14 protein-coding genes are annotated in these 14,226 nt (G+C 68.3%); 6 read left to right on the top strand and 8 right to left on the bottom strand.

The window, feature by feature from the left end; genetic code table 11:
- Nucleotides 1-57 precede the first annotated feature (57 nt).
- Genes ACR81A_RS08510 through ACR81A_RS08500 form a run of 3 tightly spaced genes read left to right on the top strand, consistent with a single transcriptional unit; the run spans nucleotide 58 to nucleotide 5,602 of the window.
- Nucleotides 58-1,530: a DUF3375 domain-containing protein gene (locus ACR81A_RS08510; RefSeq protein WP_440311588.1), complete on the top strand. Its 1,473-nt coding sequence runs from the start codon at nucleotides 58-60 to the stop codon at nucleotides 1,528-1,530.
- A complete protein-coding gene (locus ACR81A_RS08505) occupies nucleotides 1,527-2,255 on the top strand; it encodes a DUF4194 domain-containing protein (RefSeq protein ID WP_440311587.1) in 729 nt (242 codons plus the stop codon). The genes ACR81A_RS08510 and ACR81A_RS08505 overlap by 4 nt, the downstream gene beginning before the upstream one ends.
- Nucleotides 2,252-5,602, top strand: coding sequence for an ATP-binding protein (locus ACR81A_RS08500; protein ID WP_440311586.1), 3,351 nt, complete (start codon nucleotides 2,252-2,254; stop codon nucleotides 5,600-5,602). Before ACR81A_RS08505 ends, ACR81A_RS08500 begins: the two co-directional genes overlap by 4 nt.
- A gap of 36 nt (nucleotides 5,603-5,638) precedes the next feature.
- Here ACR81A_RS08500 and ACR81A_RS08495 read toward each other — a convergent pair whose 3' ends face one another.
- Genes ACR81A_RS08495 through ACR81A_RS08480 form a run of 4 tightly spaced genes read right to left on the bottom strand, consistent with a single transcriptional unit; the run spans nucleotide 5,639 to nucleotide 8,743 of the window.
- Nucleotides 5,639-6,406: a HEAT repeat domain-containing protein gene (locus ACR81A_RS08495; protein ID WP_337248986.1), complete on the bottom strand. Its 768-nt coding sequence runs from the start codon at nucleotides 6,404-6,406 to the stop codon at nucleotides 5,639-5,641.
- On the bottom strand, nucleotides 6,403-6,885 hold the full coding sequence (locus ACR81A_RS08490; protein ID WP_202382861.1) for a MarR family winged helix-turn-helix transcriptional regulator: 483 nt from the start codon (nucleotides 6,883-6,885) through the stop codon (nucleotides 6,403-6,405). The genes ACR81A_RS08495 and ACR81A_RS08490 overlap by 4 nt, the downstream gene beginning before the upstream one ends.
- Nucleotides 6,886-6,906: 21 nt before the next feature.
- Nucleotides 6,907-7,329: a GntR family transcriptional regulator gene (locus ACR81A_RS08485; protein ID WP_202382860.1), complete on the bottom strand. Its 423-nt coding sequence runs from the start codon at nucleotides 7,327-7,329 to the stop codon at nucleotides 6,907-6,909.
- Between the two features lie 4 nt (nucleotides 7,330-7,333).
- Nucleotides 7,334-8,743, bottom strand: coding sequence for an aminotransferase-like domain-containing protein (locus tag ACR81A_RS08480; protein WP_202382859.1), 1,410 nt, complete (start codon nucleotides 8,741-8,743; stop codon nucleotides 7,334-7,336).
- Between the two features lie 112 nt (nucleotides 8,744-8,855).
- On the opposite strand from ACR81A_RS08480, the gene ACR81A_RS08475 reads away from it, so the two are divergent.
- Complete coding sequence (locus tag ACR81A_RS08475; RefSeq protein WP_337248997.1) at nucleotides 8,856-9,710, top strand: DMT family transporter; 855 nt, start codon at nucleotides 8,856-8,858, stop codon at nucleotides 9,708-9,710.
- On the opposite strand, the gene ACR81A_RS08470 is transcribed toward ACR81A_RS08475, so the two are convergent.
- The 3 genes from ACR81A_RS08470 to ACR81A_RS08460 are packed head-to-tail and all read right to left on the bottom strand — an operon-like array spanning nucleotide 9,700 to nucleotide 12,307.
- A complete protein-coding gene (locus tag ACR81A_RS08470) occupies nucleotides 9,700-10,578 on the bottom strand; it encodes a metal ABC transporter permease (protein ID WP_440311585.1) in 879 nt (292 codons plus the stop codon). The genes ACR81A_RS08475 and ACR81A_RS08470 overlap by 11 nt on opposite strands.
- Entirely contained in the window at nucleotides 10,575-11,348 is a 774-nt protein-coding gene (locus tag ACR81A_RS08465; RefSeq protein WP_440311584.1) for a metal ABC transporter ATP-binding protein, read from the bottom strand. Before ACR81A_RS08465 ends, ACR81A_RS08470 begins: the two co-directional genes overlap by 4 nt.
- Complete coding sequence (locus ACR81A_RS08460) at nucleotides 11,345-12,307, bottom strand: metal ABC transporter substrate-binding protein (RefSeq protein ID WP_440311583.1); 963 nt, start codon at nucleotides 12,305-12,307, stop codon at nucleotides 11,345-11,347. Before ACR81A_RS08460 ends, ACR81A_RS08465 begins: the two co-directional genes overlap by 4 nt.
- Nucleotides 12,308-12,455: 148 nt before the next feature.
- Here ACR81A_RS08460 and ACR81A_RS08455 point away from each other — a divergent pair, with 148 nt between their 5' ends.
- Together ACR81A_RS08455 and ACR81A_RS08450 are read left to right on the top strand one after the other, a co-directional pair.
- Entirely contained in the window at nucleotides 12,456-12,899 is a 444-nt protein-coding gene (locus ACR81A_RS08455; RefSeq protein WP_440311582.1) for a fluoride efflux transporter FluC, read from the top strand.
- Nucleotides 12,896-13,303, top strand: coding sequence for a fluoride efflux transporter FluC (locus tag ACR81A_RS08450; RefSeq protein ID WP_237462807.1), 408 nt, complete (start codon nucleotides 12,896-12,898; stop codon nucleotides 13,301-13,303). The genes ACR81A_RS08455 and ACR81A_RS08450 overlap by 4 nt, the downstream gene beginning before the upstream one ends.
- Here the strand turns inward: ACR81A_RS08450 and pdxY are convergent.
- Nucleotides 13,300-14,151 carry a pyridoxal kinase PdxY gene (pdxY, locus tag ACR81A_RS08445; protein WP_440311581.1) on the bottom strand — a complete coding sequence of 284 codons (852 nt, stop codon included), beginning with the start codon at nucleotides 14,149-14,151 and terminating at the stop codon, nucleotides 13,300-13,302. The genes ACR81A_RS08450 and pdxY overlap by 4 nt on opposite strands.
- Nucleotides 14,152-14,226: the final 75 nt, after the last annotated feature.

Raw genomic sequence — 14,226 nt, 5'->3', positions numbered from 1 at the left:
GACTGCCTGAGTGCCCGGCGCGCGAGCATGAGGCTGTGCGCGGTATCCTGAAGGGATATGACACACTCACGGGCTACGGCGAGCTACCGCCAGGCGGCGGCGGCATTCCAGAACCCGATGCTCGAACTGCTGCACGGGCGCTACGCGCCGTTCGTGGTGTCCTCCCTCTCACAGATCTTCACCGCGGAGCGCCCCACGGTTGCGATCTCTGACGCCCACGTCGAAGTGAGCGACGCCGTGGATGAACTGCGCGCCGCGGGCCTTGACGAGGGGGAGCGGCGGCTGCCCGCCGGGAACGGCCGCGAGATCTGCCGCTACTGGGTACGGGTCGGCTGGCTCGTGCCGCAGATTGAAGACGGAGCCGAGGTGTACCGACTCTCGGCGCAGGCCGTCGGCGCACTGGAGATCGTTGGCCGCGCAGGCGCTGGCCGTGCCCGGGTGTCGCGCTCGCGAGTGCGCACGCTGCTTGACTCGGTCGACCAGCTCGTGCAGAGCGCGGAGACCGATCCCGAGCAGCGGCTCGCTGCACTGCAGGCGGAGCGGAACGCGATCGATGCGGAGATGGCGCGGCTCCGCGCGGGCGAGATTGACCCGGTGGACGACGAGCTGCTCCTGGAGGAAGCCGAGAACGTACTGCACCTCTCGCGTGAGTTGCCCGCCGACTTCGCGCGTGTCGCCGAGTCGATCAACGCAATGCAGCGCGACGTTGTTGCCGAGTTGCGCCGCGATGTGCGGCCCGCTGGTGAGGTGCTCCGCGAGTACCTGCGGCGCGGGCAGCACGTCATGCAGGCCACACCCGAGGGGCGTGCATTCTCCGGTGCGCTCACCCTGATTGGCGATGCCGAGCACATCGACCAGCTGACGGATCAGCTCACGGGTGTGCTTGCGCAGCCGTTCGCGGGACTCCTGGCGCAGGATCAGCGGAGCGAGCTGCGCGCCATCGCTAGCCGCGTGGAGCAGGGCGTGCAGGAAGTGCTCACCGCGCAGCGGCGCGCCTCACACGTGATCACCGCGCAGGTGCGCACCCATGATCCGGCTCGAGATCGTGAAGTAGACGAGCTGCTGCGCGGCGTCATGTCCGGCCTGCAGAGCTGGATGCAGCACTCCCGCCCTGCCGACCGCGCCGAGCCGTTGCGCAGCCTCCCCGCAGCGCAGATCGGGCACCTCAGGCAGTCGCTCAGCGATCCGCGCCCGCCGCAGGGTCCCGAGCCGCTCCGCGCCGACGAGGCCGGCGTTGAGTTTGTTGATGCGGACACGCGCGCTTGGGGCGGCCCACGCTACACCGAGCTCGAGGCGTACGTGGCCGGGCTGGGCACTGACACCTTTGACCTCGCCGCCGCATTCGCGGGCACTGACGCTGATACCCGGCGCCCCGTCGATCTCCTCGGCCTCCTCGAAATCGCGCACCGGAACGGGATGTCGGAAACGGAAGACGTGTCCGTCGTCGAGGCGCTGCGCCCAGACGGCAGCGTCCGCTCCTTCGCCTTCGGCGCCGTGACCGCCAGCACTCAGAAAGACCAGACCGCATGAGCGACACCCCTATAGCCGAGCCGAACGTGGAGCTCCGCGATCCCGATGATGCCTTCCTCGCCGCGGTGTCGATGGAGCGGGACCCCGACGAGAGCTTCCCCGGCGACCGCGGCGTGCTCGACCTTGACGTGCGGCGCGTGCTGGTGCGGCTCCTCCAGCGTCGTTTCCTGCTCGCCGAGCGCAACCCGGATGAGTGGAAAGTGCTCCTCGAGCACCAGCAGGTGATCGAGTCCCGCCTGCACGATCTCTTCGTGCGCCTCGTGGTCGACCCGGCGCGCGGGGTCGCCTACAAGCAGCAGATCCGTTCGGATGAACTCGACGCCCCGATCCTGCTCCGCGACGAGGCCTACACGCGTGCCGAGACGCTCGTGCTCGTATACCTGCGCACCGTCTATCAGCGCGAGTCAACCGCGGGGGAGCCCGCCGTTCGCGTGGATGTCGAAGAGGTGGAGCAGACCGTGCTCAGCTACTTCACTGCGGCGGACGGCGACGTGGCGCGACGTCAGAAGGCCATTCGCACCGCGCTCGGGCGACTGCGCCACGAGGGCATCATCGAAGAGGAGTCGGAAGGACGCTTCCGCATCAGCCCGCTCATCGAAATCGTGCTGAGCGCCCCGCGCCTGCGCGAGCTGGCGGAGTGGCTGCGCGCCCAAAATGCGGCGGCCGGATTGCCCCCTTCTGCCGGGACCACCGACGCACCCGAACAAGGAGACGCTGCGCTGTGACCATGCTCGATACCCTCTTCGGGCTCATCCCGGCCGAGTCGCGCGGCCAGCAGTGGGCCGCAGACGAACTTCAGTTGGTCAACTGGGGCGGCTACGACGGTGCGCACCGAGTGCGTTTCTCGCCCACGGCGACGCTCTTGTGCGGTGGCTCAGGATCCGGAAAGTCGACGCTCATGGACGCCTACATCGCGCTCATGATGCCCCACACGACCCCCTTCAACGGGGCGTCGAACGGCGGCGTCGCCGGACGACCGCGCGGCGAGGAGCAGCGCAACGTGCTCTCCTACGGGCGGGGCAAGATCGACGAGTCGCGCACGGAAGAGGGCACGCAGGTGCGTGTGCTGCGCGGGGACGGCAGTGACACGTGGACCGCCATCGCGATGACCTGGCTCGACCATGACGGCTCGCGTTTCACCGCCGTGCGCGCCTGGTACATCCCGGCCGCTGCGAGGGTGCTCGAAGACACCGTGAAGGTGCGCGCCGTCGTTGATGGGCCGTTCGACCTCGCCGCGCTTGAGCGTGCGGCGACGCAGCGGCTCTCCGACGCGGCGGTGCGCGCGGCAGGGCTCGAATCGATTGCGACGGATCGCGAGTTCTCTGCCCGCATCCACTCCGTGTTGGGTATCGGGGCGGCGGGTGCAGGCGCGAAAGCGATGAGCCTGCTCGCGCGCATTCAGGCGGGTCAACAGATCACCACCGTGGACGAACTGTACAAGCGCATGGTGCTCGAGGAACCCGAGACGCTCGCCATCGCTGACGCGGTGGTGAGCCACTTTGATGAGCTGGAGAGCACGCGAACGCGCATGGTTACCGCGCAGAAGCAGGTGCGCGTGCTCCGCCCGATTCGCGACATGAGAGGGCGCATCGAGGACGCCGCCGAGCGGCTGCGTCTCATCGACGAGGTGGGCCGCTTCACCGACCCCGCGTCCATCGCGGCGCTGTGGCGCACGAGCCGGCGCCTCGAACTGCTGCGCGGCGTGGAAAGCGAACTGCAGCAGCGCAAGCGTGACGCCGACGCTGAGGTGCGTGCGCAGCACGCTCTCGCTGACGCGGCGGAAGCCGAGCGCGGTGCGCTCGCCGAGGTGCTCCGGGCATCAGGCGGCGATCGCCTTGAAACCGCCGAGCGTGAGCTCGGGCGTGTGGAGCGTCGAATGACCGCGGTGCAGTCGCAGCGCGCCCGCTTCGATGAGGCGACCTCCGTGCTGGGGGAGGAGATTGCTTCCGAGCGGGAGTTCACCGCCCTTGCGAGTCGAGCTCGTGCGGCGCTCGCCGATGCCTCCGCGAAGGCAGGGGCCCGCGCGGCGTACGCGGAGGCCCGCGCTGCGGCCGATGCGCTGCGCCGCCGACGCGACGCACTCGGCCGGGAGCGCGAGCAGACGCTGGATCGCAGCGACGCGATCTCCCCGATCCTGCACGAGAGCAGGGAGCTGCTGGCAGAGGCCGCGGGGATCCCGATCTCTGAGCTGCCGTTTGTCGGCGAACTCGTTGAGGTGCGCACGGAATTCGAGCCGTGGCGCGACGCGTTCAACCTGGCGCTTGGCGGTTTCGCCACGACCGTGCTGATCGACGAGGCATCGCTGCCTCAGTTCCGCGCAGCGATCGACACGGTGCGGACCCCGGTGCGGTTGCGTTACGAGGGCGTGCCGACCGGTGCCCCGCTCGTCGCACGGCTCGAACCGCGGCGCCTGCCTGGGAGACTCGACTACCGCGAGACCCCGTTTACTGGCTGGCTGCAGGAGCGGCTGGAACGCCAGTACGACTTCGTGTGCGTGGACCGAGCCTCGGAGCTCAGCGATCACGCGCAGGCGCTCACGATTGCGGGGCAGCTGTCGCAGGGCAGCCGTGGAGCGCACGGCGGTCAGGGACGGCGAAACGTGCTGGGTTTCTCGAATCAACGCCGCATCGCCGAGCTCGATGCGGAGCTCGCGCTGATCGAGGCCGAGCTGAGCGACGCGGCGCGCGCTGAGTCCGATGCAGATGGAGCGCTCGACGCGCTGGAGGCTCGACTCGTGGCCTACTCCGCGGTGCGCGAGGCGAACTGGGATGAGCTCGACGTTGCAGCGGTGGAGCGCGAGCAGCAGCGCTGGGCCGGCATCATCGCAGAGGTGACCGAGGGCAACCCCGAGATTGCTGCCGTGCAGCAGCAGCTTGCCGCGGTGCGCGCGAAGGTCGGCAGCCTGCAGGAGCAGATTGGCCGTGCGAAGGGTGAGCAGGAGCGCATCGCGGAGCAGTGGGCCCGAATCACCGATGAGGTGGATGAAGCGCAGCAGGCGGTGGACGAGGCTGAGGACGCGGAGCGCGGAGTTGCCCCGGAGCAGCTGAACTACCTGCGCTCTCGTTTCGAGCTCACCGAGGGCGGTGCTGCGGGCAGCGCCGCAGAACTTGCGCGCTTCGACGCCGCGCTCGACTCTGCGGGACGGCGCATGCTGGAGGACCAGGCGGTGGCACAGGCCACGCTCGAAGAGCAGCGCGACGGGCTGCGGCGTACCCTCGAATCGTTCCTCGAGGCGTGGCCGAACCCGACCCTGCGCGCAGACCCCGATGCCTCGCTGGCGGACTTCGAGCGGATTCTCGCCGAGCTTGAGGCGAGCGGGCTGCACGAGCTCGAGGCCGAGTGGAAGGAGAGCCTCCTCCGGCTCTCCGGAAATGATCTCGCAAACCTTGATTCGGCCCTTGGTCGCGCGCTTCGTGAGATCCGCGAGCGTATCGAGCCGGTCAACCGCATCATGCGCGATCTGCCGTTCTACGATGACGACCACCGCCTGCAGATCACCCCGCGCGAACACCAGACCGAGCCCCGACGTCGCTTCCGCGCCGAGCTTCGCGAGGTGCGCGCCTTGATCGACGCAGCGGGCACTGACGCCGAGCGGGCGCACGTGTACGAGCGGATGGCGCGCCTCATCGGACGCATGCGTCGCACCGCGCCCGATTTCTCCGACCTCATCGACGTTCGCAATCACGTGCGCGTGAGCGCCGAGAAGGTGCACGCCGAGACGCGCGCGCACGCCGCACTCTACGACCACATCGGCGAGAAGTCGGGCGGGGAGTCGCAGGAGCTCATCGCGTTCATCGTCGGGGCCGCGCTCCGCTATCAGCTCGGCGATGCTGACGCAGAGCGGCCGCGCTATGCGCCGGTGTTCCTCGATGAGGCGCTCATCAAGGCGGACGCGCACTTCACGAAGCGCGCGATCGGCGCATGGCGGGGGCTCGGCTTCCAGCTGATCATCGGCGCGCCGAACGATAAGTACAGTGCGATCGAGCCGCACGTGGACGTCGAGTACGACATCCTGAAGGATACGCAGGGCCGCTCGTGGGCGAAGCCAAAGGTCGCGCTTCCGGCCGGCTAGCGCCCCATCGCGGCGGGAGCATTCTCGCCGCGGCGGCTACTCCGAGGGGAGGGAGCGCAGCGCGCGCCGGGCGATGCGCTCGGTTGCCTGAGAGGGGCTTTCCCGCAACCACCGCGCGATGATTGCCCGCGCCCAGTCGGGCTGCGTCTTCGATGCGTCGTTGATCCAGTTTGCTACCGAGTCCTGGACATATCGATCGGGATCGGCGCGGAGCGGTTCGAGGAGCGGTTCCCCGAGTGCTGGCGTGCTCGTGAACTCGGCGATGTGCTTCGCCCACACGCCTCGGGGGCGAAGCGACTCGCTCGCGAAGCGGCGTACGTACGCGGACGTGGACCCGGTCCACTGCGTGAGGAGCGATATCGCTTGCGGAAGATCTTCCGTGAGGCGGGGTCTCAGGGCCATCCAGACCCACTCGCGCACGGTGAAGCAGCGGTCGTCCGCTCGGGGAGCCGCCGCCGCGAGTAGCTCTGGGAGCTCGCGTTGCTGGTCGGCGGCGAGAGCAAAACACCACCAGCCGCGAACGGTGTCGGAGGGGTGCTCGGCGAGCAGCGAGAGCTCCGCGGGCGGTAAGAAGCGGTGCAGGGCCGTGCCAACGGCGTGCATCCGGCGAAGGATGCCGAGCTGTTGGGTGGCATCTGCTGCCTCGCGCAACTTCGCAGAGGCGGCGGGGATCGCTGCGCGGAGCAGCGCACCGTGATCGATTGCGAGCGCCTCGCTCAGCGTCCGCGCCTCGGCGGTTCCTGCCTCGAGTGCGGCAAGGTGATCCGCCGGGATCGCGCGCATGCTGCTCGCACCGGCAATCACTCGCGCTCCTCGAGCTGCGCCTGCAGCGCACCGAGAGTGGCGAGCGCGCCGCTGAGTGCGGTCTGATCGAGGCCCGCGGCGAGCTCCCCGATCCACGCGCCGTACTCGGGGCTCAGTGCATCGAGGGTGCGCTCGCCCGCGGGGGTGAGCGTGATGGTGAGTGAGCGACGGTCGCTCGGATGGGGGCCGCGGGCAATGAGTTCCTGCCGCACGAGCCCGTCGCAGAGTCCCGTGATTGCGGCGCGCGTGACATCCAGATCTTCAGCGAGCTCGGCTGGTGTGGCGTTGCCGCGCCGCGCGACGGCGAGCAGCACGGAGAGTCTGCCCTCTGAGAGATCGTGTCGCGCAAGCTGCGCGGCACAGGCGCGATCGATCATTGTCGCGGTCTGCAGCACGGCCATAATTGTGCGTGCCGCGGCAGAGCGCTGAGCGGCGTGCTCGAGTAGCAGCTCGTGCTTCATATCGATGCGAGGATCCATGACCTCAACACTATCAAGTGCTTAACGAGTTTTCGAAGACCCCGACTGTGCCCGGAACGCCTCGCGCACGAGTTCGATCGCCTGCTCGAGGGTGATGCCAAGTACGTGGGCTCGCTCGGCGAACTCCAACGCGGCGCGGTGCGCCTCGGCGTCACCGCGCGCCGCGAGCGAAACAAACGTTCCTGCCCGCCCGCGCCCCTCGATGGCGCCGGCATCGTCGAGTGCTCGGTAGGCGCTCGCAACGGTATTGGGGGCGAGCCCGGTCGCGTCGGCGAGTGCGCGAACGGTCGGGAGACGTGTGCCGGGAGCGAGCTCGCCGCTCTGGATTGCAGTGAACACGTGCTCGCGAAGCTGGTGCGCCGGGGGCGCCGCGCGCTGTGGATCGGCGCGAAACGCAAGCAGTTTCGCGAGAGGTGCGGCGTCGTGCTCGGCTGGGTCGGTCATGCGCTCAGCCTAGCTGTGCGGTGAGCACCTCGCCGAGGATTCGCGCCGCGTCGGGATACCGCTCGGGCTCGGGGCCCGCGAAGTTCAGCCGCAGGTGAGGCGCTGGGGGCTCTGCGGGAAACCACGCATCGCCCGCCGCGACCGCCAGGCCTCGTGCCTCGCAGTCGCGGACGGTGCGCTGGGCGTTTGTGCCCGCCGGTAGCTGAGCCCACACGTTGAGCCCTCCCTGGGGGACGGCCGCCACGTGAACCGCGGGGGCGTGAGTCGCCAGCGCGTCGAGCAGTGCGTCGCGTCGGTGACGAAGGAGCTCAGGCAGCGCTCGCAGGTGGGTGCGCCACCCGGAGCTCGTCACGACATCATGAGCGATCGACTGCAGCAGAGGGCTCACGTACATCGTCTCAGCGACCAGGTCGGCAAGGATGCGGTCGCGTGCGGGGCCTCGCGCAATCACCGCGCCGACCCGCACCGCCGGTGAGAGGCTCTTGGTGAGCGAGCGAATGTAGACGACGCGACCGTCGCGGTCAGCGCGAGCGAGCGGTGGTGTCGGTGGGGTGATGCCAAAGTCTCTGGCCCAGTCGTCTTCGATGAGAAACGCACGGTGTTCGCGGAGTACGTCGAGGATGACGCGGCCCCGCTCCGCGCCCCACTGCCCGCCCTGCGGGTTTGCGAAGCTCGGCTGGGCGTAGAACGCGCGTGCCCCAGATTCGTGGAGCGCCCGTGCAAGTTCCTCTGGGTCAGGCCCCGCCGGGCCGGAGGCGATCGGAATAAGGCGCACGCTCACCTGGTGCGCCGCGAGGAGCGCTCCCCAGTAGCTCGGCGACTCGATCGCGAGCGCGCCGCCCGCGCCCACAAGTGCGCGGAACACCGAGCTGAGCGCGCTCTGGCTGCCCGGCACGATACTCACTTCTCTCGCCGCATGCACAGTGCCGCTCTCGGGGTCCGTGCCCAGCTCGGCTGCAAACCAGGCTTGCAGCGCGGGGAGTCCCGCAGCGGGGGCGCGAGTGAGTGCGTCGGGCGTGCGTGCCGCGCGCGCGGCTGCGGCACGGACCAACCCTGCGGGGAGGAGCTCCTGCACCGGGTAGCCCGAGTGCAGCTCGATTGTGCCGGGCGCTACCGAGCGCTGTGCGTGGGGGAGCGCGGTGGTGCTCGCCTGGCCGGGGGCAAGCGCAGCCGTTTGCCAGGAGTAGTCGGCGGGCGTCTGTGCGCGGATGCGCCGAACGAACGTGCCAACGCCAGGCCTGCTCTCGATGAGCCCGCGTTCGGCGAGCGTATGCATCGCGCGCTGCACGGTGACCGGGCCCGCACCGAACCTGGTTGCGAGTTCCCTACCGGAGGGGAGCTGTGCGCCGGCTGCCGCCCCTGAGATCCAACGCTCGAGCTCGGTGATGATGCGATCAGTGCTACTCTGTTGCATGAAAAGCAATAGTAGCGCTATCGAAAATAAGCACACAGTGCTATCTAGCGACGCACGTGTCGGCGGGACCAGTACACGCGGCGGCTGGGGTGGCGACAACGGTCTCGCCGGAATCGGCTGGGGCCTGCTCGGGGTGGTCGCGTTCTCTTTCACTGTGCCGCTCACGCGCGTGGCGGTTGCCGGGCTGCCGCCGCTCTTCGTGGGCTGCGCCCGTGCCGTGGTCGCTGCGCTGCTCGCCACTGCGGCGCTTACACTCACGCGGCAGTGTCTTCCGCGCGGGGCGCAGTGGCGCAGGCTCGCACTTGTGGCGCTCGGCGTAGTGTTTGGTTTTCCGCTCCTCACCTCGTTTGCGCTCACCTCGGTGCCGGCAAGTCACGGCGCGGTGGTGATCGGTTTGCTCCCCGCTGCCACGGCGGTGGTGACCGTGTGGCGCACGGGGGAGCGCCCGAGTCGTGGCTTCTGGATTGCCACCGTGCTCGGCGTGGCTGCAGCGGTGACCTTTGTGGCGGTTCATGCTGGCGGGCTCGGCACGCCGGGGTGGGCGGACCTCCTGCTCTTTGGTGCTGTACTGCTCGCCGCCCTGGGGTACGCCGAGGGCGGGCTTCTTGCACGCGAACTCGGCGCATGGCAGACCGTGTCGTGGGCGCTCGTCATCGCGTTCCCTGGGATGCTGGTGGGCACCGTCGTGTCGATCCCGAACGGGATTCCCACGGCGACGCCCACTCAGTGGCTCGCGTTCGCGTACCTTGCGGTGGTGAGCATGTACCTCGGGTTCTTTGCGTGGTATCGGGGACTTGCGATTGGCCCAATGGCTCGCGTGAGTCAAGTGCAGCTCGTGCAACCGGTGCTGAGCATTGTATGGGCCGCCCTCCTGCTCGGCGAGGCGGTGAGCGCCGCCACGCTGCTGGGTGGTGTGGCAGTGATTGTCTGCGCGGGCGCCGCGGTGAGAGCACGAATTACGCGGTAGCCGCGAGCTCCGCCCGCCGAGCCCGCGCGCGCGTGAGCTGTTTGCCCAGCAGCCCGTGGCGCGGGCTCAGCAGGTACACGATGGTGAACGCTGCGCCCTGCACCAACACGACGAGACCGCCCGAGGCGGCATCGAGCCAGTAGCTGAGGAAGATCCCGATGACCGCGCAGCCTGCGGAAAGGATCGGTGCGATCAGCAGCATGCGGCCAAACCGATCGGTGAGCAGGTATGCGGTTGCCCCAGGGATGATGAGCATCGCCACCACGAGGATCACGCCAACCACCTGCAGCGCAACCACCGCGGTCAGCGCGAGCAAGCCAAGAAGGAGCGCGCCGAGCAGCCGCGGGTTGAGGCCGATGGCCTGCGCGTGCGTTGGGTCGAATGCGTACAGCGTCAGATCTCGGCGCTTCACTACGAGCACGGTGAACGCGACTGCAGCGAGAATGGCGATCTGCGTCAGTTCGGCGGATGAGACGCCGAGAATGTTGCCGAAGATGATGTGGTTGAGGTCGGTCTCGCTCGGGGTGACTGAGATCAGCACGAGTCCAAGGGCGAAGAGTGTTGTGAACACGATCCCGATTGCGGCGTCCTCCTTCACCCGACTGGTGCTGCGGATTCCGCCAATGAGCGCGACGGCGAGGAAACCGAAGATGAGCGCACCAGTGGCGAACGGTGCGCCCACGACATAGGCGAGTACCACTCCGGGAAGTACGGCATGCGAGACCGCGTCACCCATGAGTGACCACCCCACGAGCACGAGCCAGCAGGAGAGTAGCGCACACACCACCGCGGCGATCACGGTAGTGATGAGCGCCCGAGTCATGAACTCGTACTGCAAGGGTTCGAGGAGGAAATCGAGGGGGTTCATACGAGGCTCCGGGGGTCAAGGTCAGGGGTGTGTGCGCCGAGACCGAAGGTGAGCGCGAGGCGTTCGGGGGTGAGTGCTTCGCGCACGTCGCCGTGGAAGAGCACGCGGCGTTGGAGGAGGGCTGCCTCATCTGCGAGCGCGGGCAGCGCGTGCAGGTCGTGGGTGGAGACGAGGACCGTGCTGCCGCCAGCGGCGAGCTCACCGAGCAAGCGCACGATCATTGCTTCTGATCGCTTGTCGACACCGGCGAACGGCTCATCGAGGAGCAGGATCTGCGCCCCCTGAGCGATACCGCGTGCGACAAACGCGCGCTTCTTTTGGCCCCCCGAGAGCTGACCAATCTGGCGCTCGGCGAAGTCGGTGAGCTCGACGCGTTCAAGCGCTTCGGCAACGGCAGCATGATCGACCGCGCGTGGACGCCGGGCCGGGCCGAGGTGTCCATAGCGTCCCATCATGACCACATCGCGCACCGAGACGGGGAACGCCCAGTCTACGGCTTCGCTCTGGGGAACGTACCCGACGCGACCGTTCTTGCGGGCGGCTGCCGGAGTGCCGCCTGCGATGAGAACTTCGCCGCGGTCTGGCCGCACCGCCCCCATGATTGACTTGAAGAGCGTCGACTTTCCCGAGCCATTCATGCCGATGAGGCCGGTCACCCGACCGGGCATGACGTCGAGACTCGCCCCGTCGAGCGCGAGCACGTCGCCGTAGCGGACCGTGACATCGCGTACACTGATCGCGGGCAGGGTGTCCGTCGAGTGTGTGCTCATCGTGCGCCTCCGGTGAGCGCTGAGGTGATCGTGTCCGCGTCATGGCGGATGAGTTCGAGATAGGTGGGAACGGGGCCGTCGGGCTCGGAGAGCGAGTCGACGTAGAGGGTGCCGCCGTAGACGGCATCCGTTGCCTGGACCACCTGCTGCATGGGTGCATCGGAAACGGTCGACTCGCAGAACACGGCGGGCACGTCGTTCGCCCGCACGAACTCGATGGCTTCAGCGATCTGACGCGGCGTCGCCTGCTGCTCGGCATTCACCGGCCAGATGTACTGCTCGGTGAGGCCCGCGTCGCGCGCGAGGTAGGAGAAGGCCCCTTCGCAGGTGACGAGCGCGCGCTGCTGCTCCGGGAGCGTGGCAAGCTCAGCACTGAGCTCATCTTGCACCTCCTGCAGTTCCGCCTGATAGGCGACTGCATTGCTGCGGTAATCGCCTGCGTGTGCCGGGTCAAGCGTCGCGAATGCGTCGGCCATCGTGTCGACGTACTGCTGCACGACGCGTGGGCTCATCCACGCGTGCGGGTTCGGCTTCCCCGCATCCGCGTCTGCGGTGATTTCGAGCGGTTCGATGCCCTCCGTGACCACCACGTGCGGCACGTCGAGCTGATCGACAAACTTGGCGAACCAGGCCTCGAGGCCGAGCCCGTTGTCGAGAATCAGGTCAGCCTCAGATGCGCGCGCAATGTCTCCGGGCGTGGGCTCGTAACCGTGGATCTCAGCGCCCACCTTGGTGATGGAGGCAACGCGAAGATGATCGCCCGCCACGTTCTCCGCGATGTCCGCGAGCACCGTGAAGGTGGTGAGCACTACTGGCCGATCGTCTGCCGGATCAGACGCGCTGTTCGCCGCCGAGGTGGAGCACCCGGCGAGCAGCACGCTAGCCGCCGTGAGGACGGCGCTTGCGCCGAGCGTACCGCGGAGTCGCGCAGAGCGTCGGGCGCTGAGATGAGCGTTCATGGACTTCCTTCACTGTGTCGAAATTGAAAGTTCGGATAGCCTAACTTTAAACATTGAATGATCGAAAAAGCGAATTCTGGGCGAGCCGCGCCGCGCACAGTCGTGAGCTCAATGGGAGGATGGGGCGCGCGGAGCGAAGGGAGCGGCGATGTCAGACGCGGCATCCGGGATCGGTGCACGACTCAGGGACGTTGCCCTCGTCGCGTTCGGGGGCGCGCTCGGATCCCTCGCTCGGTTTGGCGTGGGAGAGTGGCTCGGAGTGCGCGATGGGTGGCCGATCGCCACGCTCGCGGTGAATATCCTCGGCGCAGCCCTGCTTGGACTGCTTGTTGAGGTGGTGGCTGCTCGGCCGCGGTGGCGCCGCGCTCAGCTTCTTGCGGGCACGGGGGTGCTCGGGGGATTCACAACGTACAGCTTGTTGGCCACGCAGCTCGCGGAGATGCTACGTTCCGGCACAATTCTTCTTGCCCTCGGCTACGCGAGCGCGACAGTGCTCGGAGGACTTGCGGCGAGCCTGGTTGGCATCGCGCTTGGGCGTGCCCTGCGCGGGCGACGCGGCGAGCCCGGGGTCGTTCGAGGGGGCGGTGGATGACGTCCTCAGGAGGGTGGGGCATGCTCACCGTGATCGGTGTAGCCCTGGGTGGTGGTCTCGGCGCGGCGGCGCGCTTTGCCGTTGACCAGTGGATCCCCGCTCGGCTGCGCGAGCGCTTCCCCTGGGGGATTCTCGTCGTCAACCTGTCCGGTTCGTTCGTGCTGGGGATACTCGCGGGCGTCGTGCTCGCCGAGCCGCTGTGGAGCGTGCTCGCAAGTGGCTTCCTCGGCGGATACACGACCTTCAGCACCGCGAGTCTCGACACCGCGCGCATGATCCTTGAACGGCGACCGGCAGCGGCGCTGCTCAACGCCGTGGGAGTGCTCCTCGTCGCGGTTGCTCTCGCACTCTTGGGCATTGCGCTCGGCGCCGCACTGGCCGCGCCGAGCGGGGGAATTGCCTAGCGCACTCGCTCCGCGGTGAAACTGTACTGCGGGGCAACGTACGCCTCCTGAGCGGCAATGAGCTGCAGTTCGCGTTCCCCTGAAGCCAGGGTGTGCTCGAGGAGCTCGTAGACACTCGCCGCCGTGTGTGTCAGCGCGGTTGCGGGGTCTCCTGTGCGGCGCAGGTGGGCCGTGAAGAGCGCGGCAGTGACGTCGCCTGAACCGTTCGCCTTGATGGGTAGGCGCGGGGTCTGGGTCAGCCACGCACCCTCGGGGGTGACGGCGAGCATTTCGATCGTCCCCTCCGGCGCCTCGGGCCGCGCGACGCTCGTGACGAGCACGGTGCTCGGCCCCTGGGCGCGGGCGAGGTCGGCTGACGCGAGCGTCGATTCGAGCGTGTCGGGGGAGGTCCCCGTGAGGAAGCCGAGCTCGAACTGATTTGGCGTGATCAGATCGGCCTGCGGAACGACGCGATCCCGAATCAGATTCTGTACCTCGGGTGCCACGTGGCAGCCTGAGAGCGCGTTGCCCAGGACTGGATCGCACGCGTAGATCGCGTCAGGGCTGTGCCGCTTCACTCGGGCCACCGCATCGAGAATCGCGTCGCCGATGCTGTCGCCGCCCTGGTATCCGGAAAGCACCGCGTCGACGCCGGCCAGGCCACCGCGCTCCTCGATGCCCGTCACGACCTCGCGCACGTCGTCGCCCGTGAGCATGGGCCCGCGCCAGGCACCATAGCCGGTGTGGTTCGAGAAGAGGACGGTGTGCACGGGCATGACCTCGACGCCGAGGCGCTGCAGCGGGAAGACCGCAGCCGAGTTGCCGACGTGGCCGTAGGCTACGGCGGACTGAATGGAGAGGATACGCATGAGCCGATCCTCCCACTGGCCCACGCGGTGGACCAGTCTGTTCCCGTGGAAGTGGACCACTCGCCGGCGCTTCCG

The sequence above is a fragment of the Leucobacter chromiireducens genome, assembly GCF_051993095.1.
Classification (GTDB): domain Bacteria; phylum Actinomycetota; class Actinomycetes; order Actinomycetales; family Microbacteriaceae; genus Leucobacter; species Leucobacter chromiireducens.
The sequence above is the reverse complement of the archived record's forward strand: the minus strand, read 5'-3'. Positions and strand labels throughout refer to the sequence as shown.